Here is a 14400-nt window from a genome sequence, read left to right on the forward strand (position 1 = left end):
CGATCAGATAGGTCAGTGCCTGCGGGATCGGCGTCCGGGAATGCTTGGCGAACAAGGCGTGCAGTTCGGCCGCCGTCAACCCGGCGTCGAGGGCGCGCCGCACCGAGGACTCGCCGATCCGGTACACCGTCGCCGCACCCGCGGATTCCACGTCGGCGACCAGGGCGACGCGGTGCTGTAGATCGGTGGTCAGCGGCCCGGGCGCGATCACCGTCAGGTCCGCCTGCACCAGCACGTGATCCACCGGCTCCGGCAGCGCCGCCTCCATCTCCGCCTCGGCGTCGGCCACGCTGGTCGGCGCCGCGTGCAGCAGCGCCCGCGCCGCCGAACCGAGCGCACCCCGGCCGACGAAGCCCAGCGCCGCCGCTTCGGCCAGGGTCTGCTCGACGACCTCCGGGCGGAAGTTCCTGCGCCTGCGCGGCTGCCGCCAGGCCAGCACCCGGCCGATGTCCGCCGGGTCCAGCGCCGTACCGGACGGATATTCCGCGAGCAGGCCCAGGATGGCGCGCCGGTCGCGGGGCGCGTTCGGGGTGCGCAGTTCCAGCGACAGTGCGGCCAGCGGTTTGTCGTTGGCGTCGCGCATGCCGATCATCCACGGCGTGCGGTCCACTTCGAGCCACGTCTGGCCGAGCGCGGCCCAGCGCCGCGCGGGCGGAGACTCCAGCCAGGCGTCCACCAGGGGTGTGGGCGCCCAGAAATCGTCGGTCGAGTCGAACTCCGGCGCCGGGTCCGGCAAACCCTTCTCGATCAATTTCGCGGCGGCCAGCAGCTCGACCAGCAAACCGGCTCGCTGCTCGTCGACCCCGGCCAGCTTGGCGATGCGGCGCAGCTCCCGCACGCCGAGACCGCCCGCGCGCAGGGCCGGAGCGGGCGCCTGCCCGAGCACCTCGAGCACGGCGGCACAGTGCCGTAGCAGCTCGCCGACCTCGCCCGCCGCGACCGCGTTCACCTCGGCGGGCGCCCATTTGGCGGCTTCCGGTTGCGGCGGCGTGAGCGCGTGCGGGTGAGTGACCGGTTCCCGGCGCAGCACTTGGCCGACGGTGACCGGAAGCTCGACGGTTTCGTCATCGATCCAGTGCAGCAGTCTGCGCGCCAGCAGTCGCTGGATCGGCCGGTCGGGCGCGGTGCCCGGGGCGGCGTCTCGCGTGCGTCCGCGCGGGCCCGTCGCCGCCAGCTTGTCCAGCAGGGCGCGTTCGGCGGGCTCGAGTTCGGTGAGCGCCGCGACGACCTCCGGTTCGGTGAGGGCGTCGGGCAGTTCGGTCGCGGTGCCGATCGGCCAGGGCAGCGCCTCGGCGGCCGCCGGGATCAGGTGCAATCGCTGCTCGGCGTCGAGCCAGACCAGCGCCCGAGCCGTCAGCCGCTCCAGCGCGTCGTCGATCGCGTCGGCCGCCACCCGTTCGCTCAGTTGCACGTGCAGTTCGGGACGGTCGAGCGGCGCGCTGTCGGGGCGCCGCACCCCGTGCACCGCAAGGGTTTCCAGGAGGGCGAATTCCAGGGTGTTCAAGTCCTCCGTGGCGCGCAGCACCGACGCGCGCTGTTCGGTGCGGGCGGCGAGCACGGCCATCGAGGAGGGCAGCGGCACGGCCAGGTCGGGCCGAAGCTGCAGCAGCGTCACGAGCTGGGCATCACTGCGGGCACCGAGCCATCCGGCGAGGGAGTCGGTCACGGTCATCCCGTCCACCCTACGACGCCGGGCCCGGTCGATCGGAGCCCGTCACGCGCCACCTCATGTCGCGAGCACATGGGTAACTCACCGGGTACGTCGCAAGGGTGAGCGGGACTTGATCGCGGATACTGTGTCACCTGACTGGTACGGCCTTGATACTCGGAGGGGCGGCACAGCTAGCATGGGGCCGTGGTGAACAAATCGAAGAAATCCTACGTCGACAACGGCTGGCCGAAGGTCGCCGACGGTGATCACGCGGTCACCGAGCTTTCCTCGGCCCGCTCCGGTGGTCTCTCGCCCTACGGCGAGGACACCGAGTTCCCGGTGCCCGCCGAGCAGTTGCCCTACATGCACCCGAACACGGTGATCAACCGCTGAGCGCCACCGGAACGTTCTCGGCAACGAAGAAGGGCCCCGCATCCACATTGATGCGGGGCCCTTCTCGAAGCTGAGGGGCGATCAGGAGGGCAGCAGGCCCTTGTTCGCCTCGTAGAAATTCACGATCGCGGGGTCGAGGGTGACTCCGCTGGACTTGGCGGCGTTGAAGAAGTCGAGAGCTTCCTTCGGCACCTGCACGCCCTGGCTCTGCACGACCTCGAGGGCGCGATCCACGGCGGAGAAGATCTGCTGGGTGTCCGGCGCGGCCGGGGCGGCCTGCGGCGCGGGGTTCCAGCGGGGGGTTTCGTCGGTGGCGGGCGCGGAGCGCGGGGTGGGCGCGCTGCTCAGACCCAGCTTGTTGGAGCAGGAGGGCCAAGCGCCCCAGCCCTGCGAGGCGAGCACCTTCTCGGCGACCGCGATCTGCTGTTCGCGAGTGGCCTGGTTGGCCGAGGCGGCGTACTCCTGGCCGCCGTGGGCACGCCAAGTGCTGGGGGAGAACTGCAGCCCGCCCTGGAAACCGTTGCCGGTGTTGATGCCCCAGTTGCCGCCGGCCTCGCACTGAGCGAGTCGATCCCAGTCGGAGTCGGGTGCCGCGCTGGCGTTGCCTGCGAATGCCACACCGGCGGTGCCGATGATGGCGCCGGTGACGGCAACCTTGGCTACCGTGCGGCCGGTCGAGCTTGGCTTGCGATGGCGTCCACTCATATCGGGTTCGTCTTCCTCTCGACGCACCTGCGACATCTTCGGTTCTGGTTCGGACTGAGAGGTCGTCCGTTCCGCCCTCGCCCCTACGTTTCCGTTGGGGTTCCGGTACCCGCGGGGCGAGGCTCGGTGCGGCGGGCCGGTGGTCGCCGGGGTGCCCCGGCTGGTTAAGACCGTACGACGAACGCCGGGAAAAATCACTATTTGGTAACCGGTGTGTACCAGTGGGTCTCGGCGGGATATCGGCGGGGAAATAGGTCTTCGTGCAGCTAGAGCGATCGCGGTCACTCGGGTGGGCCGCCGCCACCGCCCCGTGACCATCCCGTAATGTGATGAGGATCACACAGCTGAGTGGGTAACGAACCGCGCGGGTAACCGTTTCGCGGCGGATGGTGGCCGGCGCTCCGGTTCAGCGCGACCGGCGACCCGAGCGCAGCGCGAATGCCAGGGCGAGCACGAACCCCAGCGGCGCGAGCATCGCCCCGAAGTACAGCCATAGGCCCGGCTCGGCGTCGGTGAGTGTCGGGATCGCGAAGATGGCGACGATCGCCAGCAATCCCAGCGCGAACAGGAAGAGCGCGAGCTGCAGCAACCAATCGCCGCGCCGCCGCGGGGAGCCGCCGGAAGGGGTCGGAGCGGAAGGGTTCGTCACGGCTCGACGGTAAAACTGATGTGCTTGCGTTATTCGCACCGGGGTAGACTCGATGGCAATCGCGTCCCGCAATCGTGCTGGGCGCGTTCTTTTCGCACAGCAAAAGGGGGTCGGTCGCGTGACCGGCCCGGTGGACAGATTGTGCTCGGGCCGTAGGGGTCCGAGTTTTCGATGACGAACGGGTGAGCGCAGTGCCGACCGGCAGGGTGAAGTGGTACGACGTCGAAAAGGGCTTCGGCTTCCTTTCCCAGGACGAGGGTGAGGACGTCTACGTCCGATCGTCCGCGCTGCCCCAAGGCGTCGATGGCCTGAAGCCCGGCCAGCGCGTCGAGTTCGGCATGGCCGCGGGCCGCCGCGGCCCCCAAGCGCTGAGCCTGAAGCTGCTCGAGGCGCCGCCGTCGGTCCGGCAGGGCCAGGAACGCAACGCGCGCAAGGAGCCTGCCGCGCGCAGGCACACTCCCGACGAGCTGCACGGCATGGTGGAGGACATGATCACCTTGCTCGAGGCGAAGGTGCAGCCGGATCTGCGCAAGGGCAAGTACCCGGATCGCAAGACGGCGCAGCGCATCTCGGAGGTCGTCCGCGCGGTGGCGCGCGAACTGGACCGGTAGGCGTCGGTGCGCCCGCGGCAAGCGACGCGGGCGCCGGGCGTCAGTTGCGGCGCAGTTCCCGGGCGATGAGGCTGTCGACGAGATCGTTCATCTCCCCGACCAGTTCGGCCGCGCCGCCGTTGTGGGCGAGGTTGCGCATCTCGTGGGGATCTTCCTGCCGGTCGTAGAGCTCGTAATCGAATTCCTCGCGTGGACCGCTGATCCGGTGCGGCGTCGAGTAGCGGGCGAAGCTGTAGCGGGGCGTCACCGCGCCCCGCAGGCAGTATTCGACGCCTGGCGCCTGGCCGCCGCTGGATTCGGCATCGGAGGTGAGCAGGATCGCGTCGCGGAGAGCGCCTGCCGGGTCGGTCAGTAGAGGTGTGAGGTCCTTGCCCACGAGTGCGCCTGCCACGCCGCCGATCCCGGCCAGTGCGGCCAGGGTCGGCACCAGGTCGATGTGGGAGGTCAGCGCGGCAGTGGTGGCTCCGTGTGTGGCGGGATTCCTGGGGTCGGCGATGACCAGCGGCACGCGGTTGTTCTCGCGGTAGATCATCGCGCCCTTCTGCCGCAGTGCGTGCGCGCCGCCGAGTTCGCCGTGATCGGCCACCCGGACCACGACGGTGTTTCCCGCACCGCCACTGTGGTCCAACGCGTCGAGGACATCGGTCATCAACTCGTCGGTGCGGCGCAGCAACTCCAGATACCAATTGCCCCACTGCCGCCAGTGGGTGCGCCCGAGCGGCGAGTCGACCTCGTTCGGCATCCGGCCGCCGACGACCTCGTTCATGGTGCGCCAAACAGTTTGCACGCGGGGTTTGGCCGACAGGTCCGACTCGAAATTCGGCGGCACGTCGGCGCCGTGATCCGGCACATCCGCCAGCCGGTAGAAGCGCGGGCAGTACATCATGTCGTGCGGGTTCACCATGCTGACCACACACAGCCACGGTTGCGCGTCGCCGCCGTGCCGTCGCAGCCAGGCGACGGCGTTCTCGACGACGCCGGGGTCTTCGTGCGCGCCCTCGTTCGGCCCGCCGCCGGAGAGGATGTCGTAGGCCTCGTCGAATCCGTAGGCCGACAACGCCGCGCTGTCGGTGCCGACCGGCTCGGAGAGGTGCCATTTCCCGATGTAGGCCGTCCGATAGCCGGCGTTCTTCAGCACCGTCCCGATGGTCGGGATGGCGGTGTCGAGGTTCGGGCTCCAGGCGTGCAGCGGTCCGAGCGCCGCGCCTATGAGGTCGTTGCCGCGGACGTTGTCGGTCATACCGGTGACCGGGGCGTGTGATCCGGTGAAGAACGCCGATCGCGCGGGCGAGCAGGGGGCCGTCGGCGAATGATGCATGGCGAACCGGACCCCGGCGGCGGCCACCCGGTCGCGGGCGGGCAGGGCGAAGCCCGCGGGCAGGACGACGTCCGCGCGCTCCTGGTCGGTCATGATCACCAAGATGTTCGGCCGCGCCGCTGGGGCTGCGGTGGCCTCGGTCGGTACGCCGCTGAGGGCGGGCACGGTGGCGGCGGCCATCATCGCGAGAACCTGGCGTCGGCTCGGAGCCGGCGGGCGGGCGCGGAACTGATCGGGGTCGGGCACGGGCGGAGCCTTCCTGCTGCGGAGATCGGGCCAGCACCACCATAACTGATGATTTGACGAAATCATTCAGTAAGACTTTTCCGCTGGTGGGAGTCGCCGCGATACTGTGCACGAGTGTCAGGAACCGAGACCTCCGCTACGGCACGCGGTGAGCAGACGCGGCAGGCCATCCTCGACGTCGCCACCCGCCGGTTCGCCGACCAAGGCTTCCGCAACACTTCGGTGGCGGCGGTGGCCCGCGAGGTGGGTCTCGCGCCGTCGGCGGTGTATTTCCACTTCACGGACAAAGAGGCGCTGTTCGTCGCCGCGTTCGACCGCGACGCCGCGCGGCTGTGCGACGCGGCGCTGCCGCCGTCGGGTCCGATGGACGCCGTCTACTGGCAGCAAGTCGTCAGCCGGTTCGTGACGAGGCTCGACGCCTACCCGCTGGTGCATCGCGTTCTGGCCGGACAGGAGCCGGGGTTGCTCGTCCGACTGGTCGGCGGCGTCGTGCCACAGCGCATCCGGGAAGCGCTCGAAGCGGGGCTGCGCGCCGGTCAGCAGTCCGGGGACATCGCCGGAGACCTCGATCCGCGCGACACCGCGATCGCGCTCGAGGCCATTTTCACCGCGGTGATCATCACCGTGGTGCAGGTAGGCGGCAGCGGCACCTCGGAGCGGATCGACGCCGTCGGGCGCTTGGTGCGGACCGCGCTCACGACGCGGCGCCCACTCGATCCTCCGGCATAGCGCCTACGCCGTGCTGATCGACCAGGTCGCGTGCGGCACGTAGAACTCACGGCCCGTTTCGTCGCGGGCGAGGATCGGCAGCTGGAATTCCACCCCGATGAGGCGCAGATCGGGTTCGGGCTTCGAGTCGATGGTCAAGGCGAGTGCGCGGTCGGGATAGTCGTTGCGGCTGATCACCTGATCGACCTTCTCGCCGTTGGGCAGCAGGTAGACGAGCTGGGCGAGCCAAGGCGCGTCGGCGACCTGCTTCGGCAGCGACAGTTGCAGGGGATAACCGGCGGGCACGTCCAATTCGACAGTGCGGCCGCGGTGGCAGTCCGGCGCGTCCGGGGCGCAGTTCAAGGTCGCGAACACCGTGCCCGTCACATCGTCCGCGGGCAGGATGCGGCAGTCCTGCATGGTCACCGCGCAGTAGCTGAACGGCCGCACGGTGACCGTCTTGCCGTGCGCGTAGGCGGTCAGGGTGACGTCGGGTTCGTCGGCGTTGCGGACCAGAACCGCCAGCACGCCCGCGAAGGCGAGGGTGAGCACGAGCATCGCGGCCGCGACCAGCGCGACGATCGTCGCGTGCGTTGAGCTTGACTCACCAGATCGGGTCTCCTTGCCCTCGTTGGATGCGTTTAGTGGAACCGCCGCGCCGCGCCGCCGGATCCGGTGCGCCGGGCGCGTTTCCGGGGTGCCCGTGCGGCCGGGGCGCGGGCACCTCTTGTTCCGCGTGCTGCGGACGGTTGCCGCCGAGGCCGGGCAGTAACGAGTGACCACGGAAGCTGAGGAAAGTCTGCACCAAGCCGAGCACGAGGACCGCGGTGACCACCGCGAAGCCCTTCCAGTAGTCGGTCGGCAGCAACACGCCCGCCGCGCCGCCGACGACCCAGCTCAGTTGCAGCACGGTCTCCGAGCGGCCGAAGCCGGAGGCGATGGACTCCGGCGGCAGGTCGTCCTGGATCGAGGCGTCCAGCGACACCTTCGCCAGCGCGCTCGTCGCGGCCGCGACCAGGGCGGCGACCGCCGCGCCCAGCAGATTGTTCGCGAACGTCGCGAACAGCGCCACCAGCGCGCAAGCCGCCGTGCAGCCCAGCACGATGAGGGCGGGCCTGCCGAGCGCGAGCCGGGCGCCGGTCGCGTTGCCCGCGAAGTTGCCGACGGCCGCGGCCGCGCCGACGACGCCGAGCATGAGGGCCTGTTGCACCGGGCGGTGCTCGGTGGCCTTGGCGACGAACGCGACGTAGAAGGTGAGGAACCCGGTCAGGACCCGGATGGCGCTGTTGCCCCAGAGTCCGGTCACCACGGCGCGACCGAGCGGTTGCCTGCGTTTGCGCGGCGGCACCGACGATTCCTTGCCGGAGGACAGCACCTCGGTGTGCGCGTCGGGGCCGTGATAGCTCAGCGTCGCGGGCACCTCGCCCTCGGTGACTTCGACCCAGGAGGGGATGCGCAGGCTCAGATAGGCTCCCGTCCCGGCGATCAGCGCCGCGAAAACCAGAGCGCCGTTGGAGCCCGCGATCGCCGCGGCGAGCCCGGCGAGCGCTCCCGCGCCCAGGGTGCCGCCGACCAATCCGAACACCGTCAGCCGGGAATTGGTGCGGACCAGATCGATGTCCGGCGGCAGCACCCGGGGCGTCACCGCGCTCTTGAGCACCGAGAACGACTTGCTGCCGATCATCATGCACAGGGCGAGCGGATACAGCGCCCAGGTGTCGAACTGGAGGATCAGCACCACCGCCACCACCGCGCGCACCGCGAACGACGTCGCCAGCGCCAGGCGGCGACCGCGCTGCAGGCGATCGAGCATCGGGCCGATCAGCGGGGCGATCACCGCGAACGGCGCGATGGTGATCAACAGGTAGAGCGCGACGTTCGTCTTGCTCTCGGCGGTGGCGCTGGCGAAGAACAGGGTGTTGGCCAGCGCCACGGCGATGGCGGCGTCGAGGGCGAAGTTCGCCATGGTCGCGTAGGTGAGGGCCGTCAGGCCCGACTTGTCGGCGCCGTCGGCCTTGGCCGCGCGCTGGAAGGTCGCGATGCCTTTTTCGGTGAGCTGCCGGCCGCGCATGGCGGCCACGCGGGTCACCGTGAGTTTGCGCGGCATCCGCTGCGCGCCTGCGGGTGGTTGCCCTTGGTCCTGGACGGTCTCGGGATAGTTGTCGGCCGGTGGTTCGCTATGGCGAGACGGCTGGGGGCGGTGCGGGAAGACGTGTCGAGGCGCGCGGTCGGAACTACTTGGTTGATCGCCTTCCGGTCCGGTCGGGAAAGGCTTGGTCGGCGGCGGCTCCGAGGGCCGTTGCGCTTCGCGTCGCGGACTCGGCGGTGGTGGCACCGGCTGGTCGTGCCGCCCGGAGCCGCGCCCGCGCCCGAGCGGCGGCAGCGGCCCGCGCCGGCGCGGCGCATTGAGTGGCGGATATCGGTCGAAACCGGGATGCCGATCGAACGGCGGGGACTCCTCGCCTTCCCGCCGATCACGGTCGGGACCGGAAGGTTCGCGGGGAGTAGTCACGACGTCAATTCTGGCGTACTCCCGTCCTCGGCGTTCACGCACGCTCCGTGGCGGCGAGGAAAGTGACCATCGTCGCGGACCGGCGTCACCGTTCAGGCGGGCGCGAAGCGGACCTCGAACATGGTCGGCCAGTTCTTGCCCGTGATCAGGAACCGGTCGGTGCCGGGCAGTTGGGCGATGCCGTTGAGGGCGTCGGCCCCGGCCCGTGCGGTCGCCGGGAGCAGACCGGCGGCGTCGGCGGACGCCAGCACCGCGCCGGAGTCCGGGTCGATGCGCAGGATCGTGTCGGTGGGCCAGTCGTTGGCGTAGACCGACCCGTCGGCCGCGCACTCGAGTTCGTTGAGGCGCGCGCCGTTGTGGCTGGTCAGCTCGACCGAGCCGGTCGCGGCGAAGGTTTCCGGATCACGGAAGGTGAGCCGGTCGGTGCCGTCGCTCATGATCAGCCCCCCGTCCCTGGCACACAGGCCCCAGCCTTCCCCCTCGTAGCTCGCCCGGCCCCGTTCGGCCAGGGTGGCCGGGTCACGCGCGATCGCGACGCCGTCGTGCCAGGTCAGCTGCCAGAGTGTGGCGCCGGCGACGGTGATGCCCTCGCCGAAGTAGGGAGCGGGCAACTCGGCCCTGGCCAGTTCCTCGCCGGTCGTCAGCCGGGACGCGCGCACGCTCGACGCTCCGGCCAGCCCGGTGCCCTCGTAGAGCACCCCGCCATCGACTTCCAGACCCTGGGTGAACGCCTTGGGGTCGTGCGGTCGGGTGCCGACCACCTCGATGTTCATCCTGGGTGTCGTGTCCTCGGCGGCGCCGCATCCGCTCACGACGAGCAGACCGACCAGCACACCGACGGCCAACGAACGCCGATTGCGTTCCATACGGCAAAATGTAGGCCGTGAGCGCAGTTTCTGTTTCGGAGTCCGGCGTACGGCCGATTCTGGCCGACGCCGTCGATCTGGCCCGCCGAGCGCTCCTGGAGTTGGAACCATCGGCGGTCGGCGCGCACCTCGGCGTGATAGCCGAGGACGAGAGCGCGGCGACCCATCGTTTCGAGGCCACGCTGCCCGGCTATCGCGGGTGGCAGTGGGCGGTGGTGGTGGCCGCCCCGCCCGGAGCCGATCACGCGACGGTCAGCGAGTCCGCCTTGCTGCCCGGACCCGACGCCCTGGTCGCACCCGAGTTCGTCCCATGGGAACAGCGAGTTCGCCCCGGCGACCTCGCGCCAGGCGACTTGCTGGCCCCGCCCGCCGACGACCCGCGCCTGGTGCCCGGCTACGTCGCGACCGGCGACCCGGTGGTAGACGAAGCAGCCTACGAACTCGGTCTCGGCCGCGCCAAGGTGATGAGCAGGGAAGGCCGCGCAGAGGCCGCCGAACGCTGGTACGCCGAACACGGCCCCGATTCCGAGATGGCCAAGGCCGCCCCGGCCACCTGCGGCAGCTGCGGCTTCTACCTGCCGTTGGCCGGAGCGCTGCGCGCCGCGTTCGGTGTCTGCGGCAACGTCATGGGCGCGGACGGGCGCGTCGTCCACGTCGCCTACGGCTGCGGCGCGCACTCCGACACCGAGATCCCCGCCGGCAGCGGCTCCCCGCTGTACGAGGCGTATGACGACGCGGCCATCGAGGTGATCGCGCTCGAAACGGAAGGCGCGCGTGCCGCCGCGCCAGCCGAGGTTTCGGTTGACGAGGGCGGCGATCGGCGCGGTGCGGAAGAGGCGAGCAGTGTGCCCGGCGCGTCCGCCGAGGAGCCGGAGGATGTGACGGGGACCGCTGAGGTTCGCGTGGACGCGGTGGTCGCCGAGGGTGCTGTGGCTGCCTCGAACGCTACTGTCGCCGAAGACGCGGCCCTCGCCGGAGACTATGCCGCCACCGAGGACCTTGCCGTTTCCGATACTTCTGACGCCGCAGAGGCGCTCGCCGCTGCCGGAGAGGACGCGGCATCGGAGCACACGGCTGTCCCGGAAGAGGACGCGGCTTCGAGTGCGACCGGTGGGGATCAGCCCGAGGACCACACGACGACCACGGGTCCCGAGGTGAACGAGCCGGAGGCAGTCGGCGCGGATCAGGTCGGCGAAATCGATTCCGCCGCTCCAGCTGCCGAAGCCGACGTTCCGTCCGCCGCGCAGGGGACCTCGAGCGCGCACGCTGCCGCCGAGCAGATGCACGCCGCCGATGCGATTTCCGCGGTCGCCGCTCAGGATGAGCCGTGCGGCATGGCAGATGTCGGGCTGGTGCGTGACGCCGCGTCCGCCGACGCCGATGCGGTTCCTGCGGTCTCTGCTCCGGATGAGCCGAGCGGCACGGCAGACGACGTCGACAGCAGTCCAGCGGTCCGTACGGGTGACGCGGCGGACACTCCCGCAATCGTCGACGAGAGTGCGGATGCCGCGTCGGTCGACACGGAAGGCGCCGCCGTCGCCTCGGAGAGCGTGGTCGAGCCGACTGGGCAGGCAGGCGTCGAGGGCACCGGTGCCACGGTCGGTGACGAGCCGGGGTCCGAGGCACGGCCGGAGTTCCAGTCATAGCCGCGGAGCTGATCGAGGCCGCCGATCCGTTCGGCACCGCGGCGCTGCGGGCGGGAGTGCTCGCCGCATGGCGTGATTCGCCGACTCGGTTGCGGGAGGACGCCGCGACCGAGCACGACTTGGTGCGCGCGGGCTACCGCGACCGGTTGCTGACCGAATTGGCGCAGAACGCCGCCGATGCCGCGCGCAAGGCGGGCGTGCCCGGTGAACTCGTCGTCCGGCTCGACGGCCGCGACCTGTCCATCGGCAATACCGGTGCGCCGCTCGACGTCTCCGGCGTGCACGCGCTCACGGCGCTGCGAGCGTCGGGGAAGTCCGGCGACGGCGAAGTCGGCCGGTTCGGTGTCGGGTTCACCGCGGTGCTCGCGGTGAGCGATGACATAGAGCTGCGGTCCGCCTCCGGATCTTTGCGCTTCTCTCGCACCCTGACCCGAGAAGATCTGAGCCGCAACCAGATCCGGATTCCCGCCGTCGATACCGGCGAATTCGCCCCTCCGGTGCTGCGGTTGGCCTGGCCCATCCCGGCGCGGCCGTCGTCCGGCCTCGACACCGAGGTGGTGCTGCGCCTGCGCGCGGACGTCGACGCCGACGCGCTCTTGGCGGCGATGCGCGCCGAAGCCGTCGACCTGCTGCTGGAACTGCCCGCCCTGCACCGCATCCGCGTCGGCGCGGACGAATTCGTCTACAGTGCCGAGGACATGGGTGCGGGCATGCACGAGGTCTATGTCGACGGCCCGGGCAGTGAACAGCGCACCTGGTGGCAGTACAGCGCACCGCGCGCACGCTGGCTGCTGCCCGTACGCGACGGTAAGCCGGTGGCCGCCGCTGCCGACGTGCTGCGAGCGCCCACTCGTTCCGACGAGGAACTGTCGCTGCCCGCGCTGCTGATCGCCGACATTCCCATGCAACCGGATCGTCGCAGGCTGTTGCCCGGCGCCAGGCTCGTGGAGCTGGCTGCGGGCTACGCCGATTTCGCCCGCGCCCTCCCACCGCGCGACCGTCTCGTGCTGGTCCCGGCGCCCGGTTTCGCCCGCAGCGAGGCCGACGGCCTGCTGCGCGAAGCCCTGCTGCACGAGCTGCGATCCCATCCCTGGCTCCCGGTCGTGGCCACCTACCGGCGCGCTCCGCAGGGAGGCTCCACTGCGGACCACGAACCCCCGACCGGCTCATACGACGAACCTGCTGCCCCGTACGAGCTGGTGTGGCCCACCGAATCACCGGATGAAATGTTCGCCGACGCGGACGATGCCGAGGCCGCCGCAGGACCAGCCACGAGTGGCGGTTCGCAGACGTCGGTGGACGCAGGAGCGTCGAGCGAGGTCTGGGCCGACGAATCGGGCAGCGCCTCCCTTTCGATGTCGGACAGGGTATCCGGCGAACCACATGACGCGCCCGATGCCGCTTCCCGCGTCGCCGGTGCGCCCGCCGTGCAGTCACCGGCCGAGGACATGGCCGCCCCCACCCGCGCATACGTCTTCACCGGCCTGACCGCTGAGTTGGCCGCGCTGCTCGACCACGTGGTCGGCCCCTTGGTGATCCCCGACCTCTCCGGGCACGCCCACGCCGAGGCCATGGGCGTGCTGGACGTGCACCGGCTCGGACTGGCCCGGCTCGCGGAGTTGTCGGCGGGCTTGGAGCGTCCGCCGAGTTGGTGGCGCTCGTTCTATGCCGCGTTGGAACCGTTCGTGGTGGATCCGCTCGCGGCGGAAGAACTCGGCGCGCTGGCGGTGCCGCTGGCCGACGGCCGACTGGTCACCGGGCCGCGCACCGTGGTGCTGGACGATCAGCTCGAGGTCGCGATCCCGGTGCACTGGGCCAGGCTCGCGCACCCCGAAGCCGCGCACCCGCTGCTGGCTCGGCTCGGCGCGCGGTCGGCGACCGCCGAGGATCTGCTGAACGATCCGGGGTTGCGAGCCGACTTGGAGGATCATCCGGGCGATCCCGATACCGCCGACGCCGTTCTGCGTCTGGCCGCGCAGGCCCAGCCGGAGTCACTGCCCTCCTGGCTCGGAATGCTCGAATTGGCCGACTCCGAGGGCGAACCGCGGCCGGCCGACGAACTGCTGCTGCCCGGCGCGCCGCTGCGTGAACTGCTCGTGCCGGACGCGCCCTTCGGCACGCTCGACTCCCAGTTGGTGGAGCGCTACGGTGCGGACGCGTTGCGCGCGGTCGGCGTCGGCTGGGATTTCGTGGTGATCGTCGAAGCCGATCCGACCGGTCCGGATCATGATCTGGCGGACGAGGAACAGTGGTGGTCGACGCTGTCGGACGATCCGCCGGAGCTGATCGCCGTCCGCGACCTCGACCTGGTCGACGATCAGGCCTGGCCCGAAGCGTTGCGACAGCTGGCCGCAACGCCGCGCACCCGTCGTCTGCTCGCCGACGCCGACGGCTACACCGCATGGTGGCTGCGCGCGTACGCGCGGATCGACAGCACCGCGCTCGGCCTGTTCCGGCACCCAGCCGACACCGAGTTCGACGGGCTGCTACCGGCGTTCGCCGTCGCAGGCGTCGACCCGGACGCCTATCGCGCGGTTCTCGCCGACCCGCGGACGATCACCGACGAGCTCGCCGCCGCGCTGCTGGAGGCGCTCGCCGATCCCGCCGAAACTCCCGTGCCCGAGGTCGTCTCGCGCGCGCACGCGCGCATGGCGGCAGCCGTCGCCGCGGGCGTGCTGGATATCGGCGACCTGGAACCGCCCGATCGTGTGCGCGCCCTCTCCGGCGCGGTGGTGGATCCGGGCGACGCGTTCGTCCTGGATCAACCGTGGTTCGGCTTGGCGGTGCCGCCGGACCGCTTGGTGGCGGGCGACAGCGAAACCGCCTCGGCCCTGGCGGCTCTGCTCGATCTACCGCTGGTGTCCGAGGCCGTCACCGCCGAGGTGGTTGGCAGCGGCCGCCGCACCACTTGGGCGGCGGAGCCGCTGGGCGTGGTGCTGCGCCAAATGTTCGACTTGCCCCCGCAAGCGGGCGAGCTGATCGTGCACCGAGAGCTCACGGTGCGCCTGAGCGGTGCGATCGAGGCGACGGTGGCGGTGCCCTGGTGGCGGACCGGTACGGCCGTGCACGTCCACGCGCCGCGCTCGCACGGCTGA

General features: G+C 70.7%; 12 protein-coding genes. 5 read left to right on the plus strand and 7 right to left on the minus strand.

Annotated features, from left to right (window positions below; translation table 11 throughout):
• A partial coding sequence (locus ON27_RS03575; protein ID WP_043719217.1) for a helicase-associated domain-containing protein occupies positions 1 to 1672 on the minus strand: 1672 nt, incomplete at its 3' end.
• Between the two features lie 183 nt (positions 1673 to 1855).
• Between ON27_RS03575 and ON27_RS03580 the strand changes: the two genes are divergently transcribed.
• Entirely contained in the window at positions 1856 to 2044 is a 189-nt protein-coding gene (locus ON27_RS03580) for a hypothetical protein (protein WP_039795086.1), read from the plus strand.
• An 81-nt stretch (positions 2045 to 2125) separates the two neighbouring features.
• Here ON27_RS03580 and ON27_RS03585 read toward each other — a convergent pair whose 3' ends face one another.
• Both ON27_RS03585 and ON27_RS03590 read right to left on the minus strand, forming a co-directional pair.
• A complete protein-coding gene (locus ON27_RS03585) occupies positions 2126 to 2749 on the minus strand; it encodes a resuscitation-promoting factor Rpf1 domain-containing protein (protein WP_043719302.1) in 624 nt (207 codons plus the stop codon).
• A gap of 406 nt (positions 2750 to 3155) precedes the next feature.
• Positions 3156 to 3398 carry a hypothetical protein gene (locus tag ON27_RS03590; RefSeq protein ID WP_043719220.1) on the minus strand — a complete coding sequence of 81 codons (243 nt, stop codon included), beginning with the start codon at positions 3396 to 3398 and terminating at the stop codon, positions 3156 to 3158.
• Positions 3399 to 3589: 191 nt separating this feature from the next.
• Between ON27_RS03590 and ON27_RS03595 the strand changes: the two genes are divergently transcribed.
• Positions 3590 to 4009 carry a cold-shock protein gene (locus ON27_RS03595; RefSeq protein ID WP_043719222.1) on the plus strand — a complete coding sequence of 140 codons (420 nt, stop codon included), beginning with the start codon at positions 3590 to 3592 and terminating at the stop codon, positions 4007 to 4009.
• A 40-nt stretch (positions 4010 to 4049) separates the two neighbouring features.
• On the opposite strand, the gene ON27_RS03600 is transcribed toward ON27_RS03595, so the two are convergent.
• Positions 4050 to 5573 carry a sulfatase family protein gene (locus tag ON27_RS03600; protein WP_043719225.1) on the minus strand — a complete coding sequence of 508 codons (1524 nt, stop codon included), beginning with the start codon at positions 5571 to 5573 and terminating at the stop codon, positions 4050 to 4052.
• Positions 5574 to 5687: 114 nt separating this feature from the next.
• Between ON27_RS03600 and ON27_RS03605 the strand changes: the two genes are divergently transcribed.
• A complete protein-coding gene (locus ON27_RS03605) occupies positions 5688 to 6302 on the plus strand; it encodes a TetR/AcrR family transcriptional regulator (RefSeq protein ID WP_043719227.1) in 615 nt (204 codons plus the stop codon).
• Positions 6303 to 6305: 3 nt separating this feature from the next.
• On the opposite strand, the gene ON27_RS03610 is transcribed toward ON27_RS03605, so the two are convergent.
• The 3 genes from ON27_RS03610 to ON27_RS03620 form a co-directional block, all read right to left on the minus strand.
• The gene (locus ON27_RS03610; RefSeq protein ID WP_051046180.1) at positions 6306 to 6839 is read right to left on the minus strand and encodes a DUF2771 domain-containing protein; all 534 of its coding nucleotides are present in this window, start codon (positions 6837 to 6839) and stop codon (positions 6306 to 6308) included.
• Positions 6840 to 6885: 46 nt separating this feature from the next.
• The gene (locus tag ON27_RS03615; RefSeq protein ID WP_051046181.1) at positions 6886 to 8793 is read right to left on the minus strand and encodes an MFS transporter; all 1908 of its coding nucleotides are present in this window, start codon (positions 8791 to 8793) and stop codon (positions 6886 to 6888) included.
• Between the two features lie 92 nt (positions 8794 to 8885).
• The gene (locus tag ON27_RS03620; RefSeq protein WP_043719237.1) at positions 8886 to 9659 is read right to left on the minus strand and encodes a glutaminyl-peptide cyclotransferase; all 774 of its coding nucleotides are present in this window, start codon (positions 9657 to 9659) and stop codon (positions 8886 to 8888) included.
• Positions 9660 to 9676: 17 nt separating this feature from the next.
• Here ON27_RS03620 and ON27_RS41080 point away from each other — a divergent pair, with 17 nt between their 5' ends.
• Together ON27_RS41080 and ON27_RS03630 are read left to right on the plus strand one after the other, a co-directional pair.
• Positions 9677 to 11305, plus strand: coding sequence for a DUF3027 domain-containing protein (locus ON27_RS41080; protein WP_083887358.1), 1629 nt, complete (start codon positions 9677 to 9679; stop codon positions 11303 to 11305).
• A 56-nt stretch (positions 11306 to 11361) separates the two neighbouring features.
• Complete coding sequence (locus ON27_RS03630; RefSeq protein ID WP_043719239.1) at positions 11362 to 14400, plus strand: sacsin N-terminal ATP-binding-like domain-containing protein; 3039 nt, start codon at positions 11362 to 11364, stop codon at positions 14398 to 14400.

It is taken from the genome of Nocardia asiatica NBRC 100129 (assembly GCF_000308415.1).
Taxonomy (GTDB): Bacteria; Actinomycetota; Actinomycetes; order Mycobacteriales; family Mycobacteriaceae; genus Nocardia; species Nocardia asiatica.

Excerpts from the sequence above, each read along its gene's own strand:
- ON27_RS03585 (WP_043719302.1), bottom strand. The coding sequence starts at position 2,749 with ATGAGTGGACGCCATCGCAAGCCAAGCTCGACCGGCCGCACGGTAGCC.
- ON27_RS03610 (WP_051046180.1), bottom strand. The coding sequence starts at position 6,839 with ATGCTCGTGCTCACCCTCGCCTTCGCGGGCGTGCTGGCGGTTCTGGTC.
- ON27_RS03620 (WP_043719237.1), bottom strand. The coding sequence starts at position 9,659 with ATGGAACGCAATCGGCGTTCGTTGGCCGTCGGTGTGCTGGTCGGTCTG.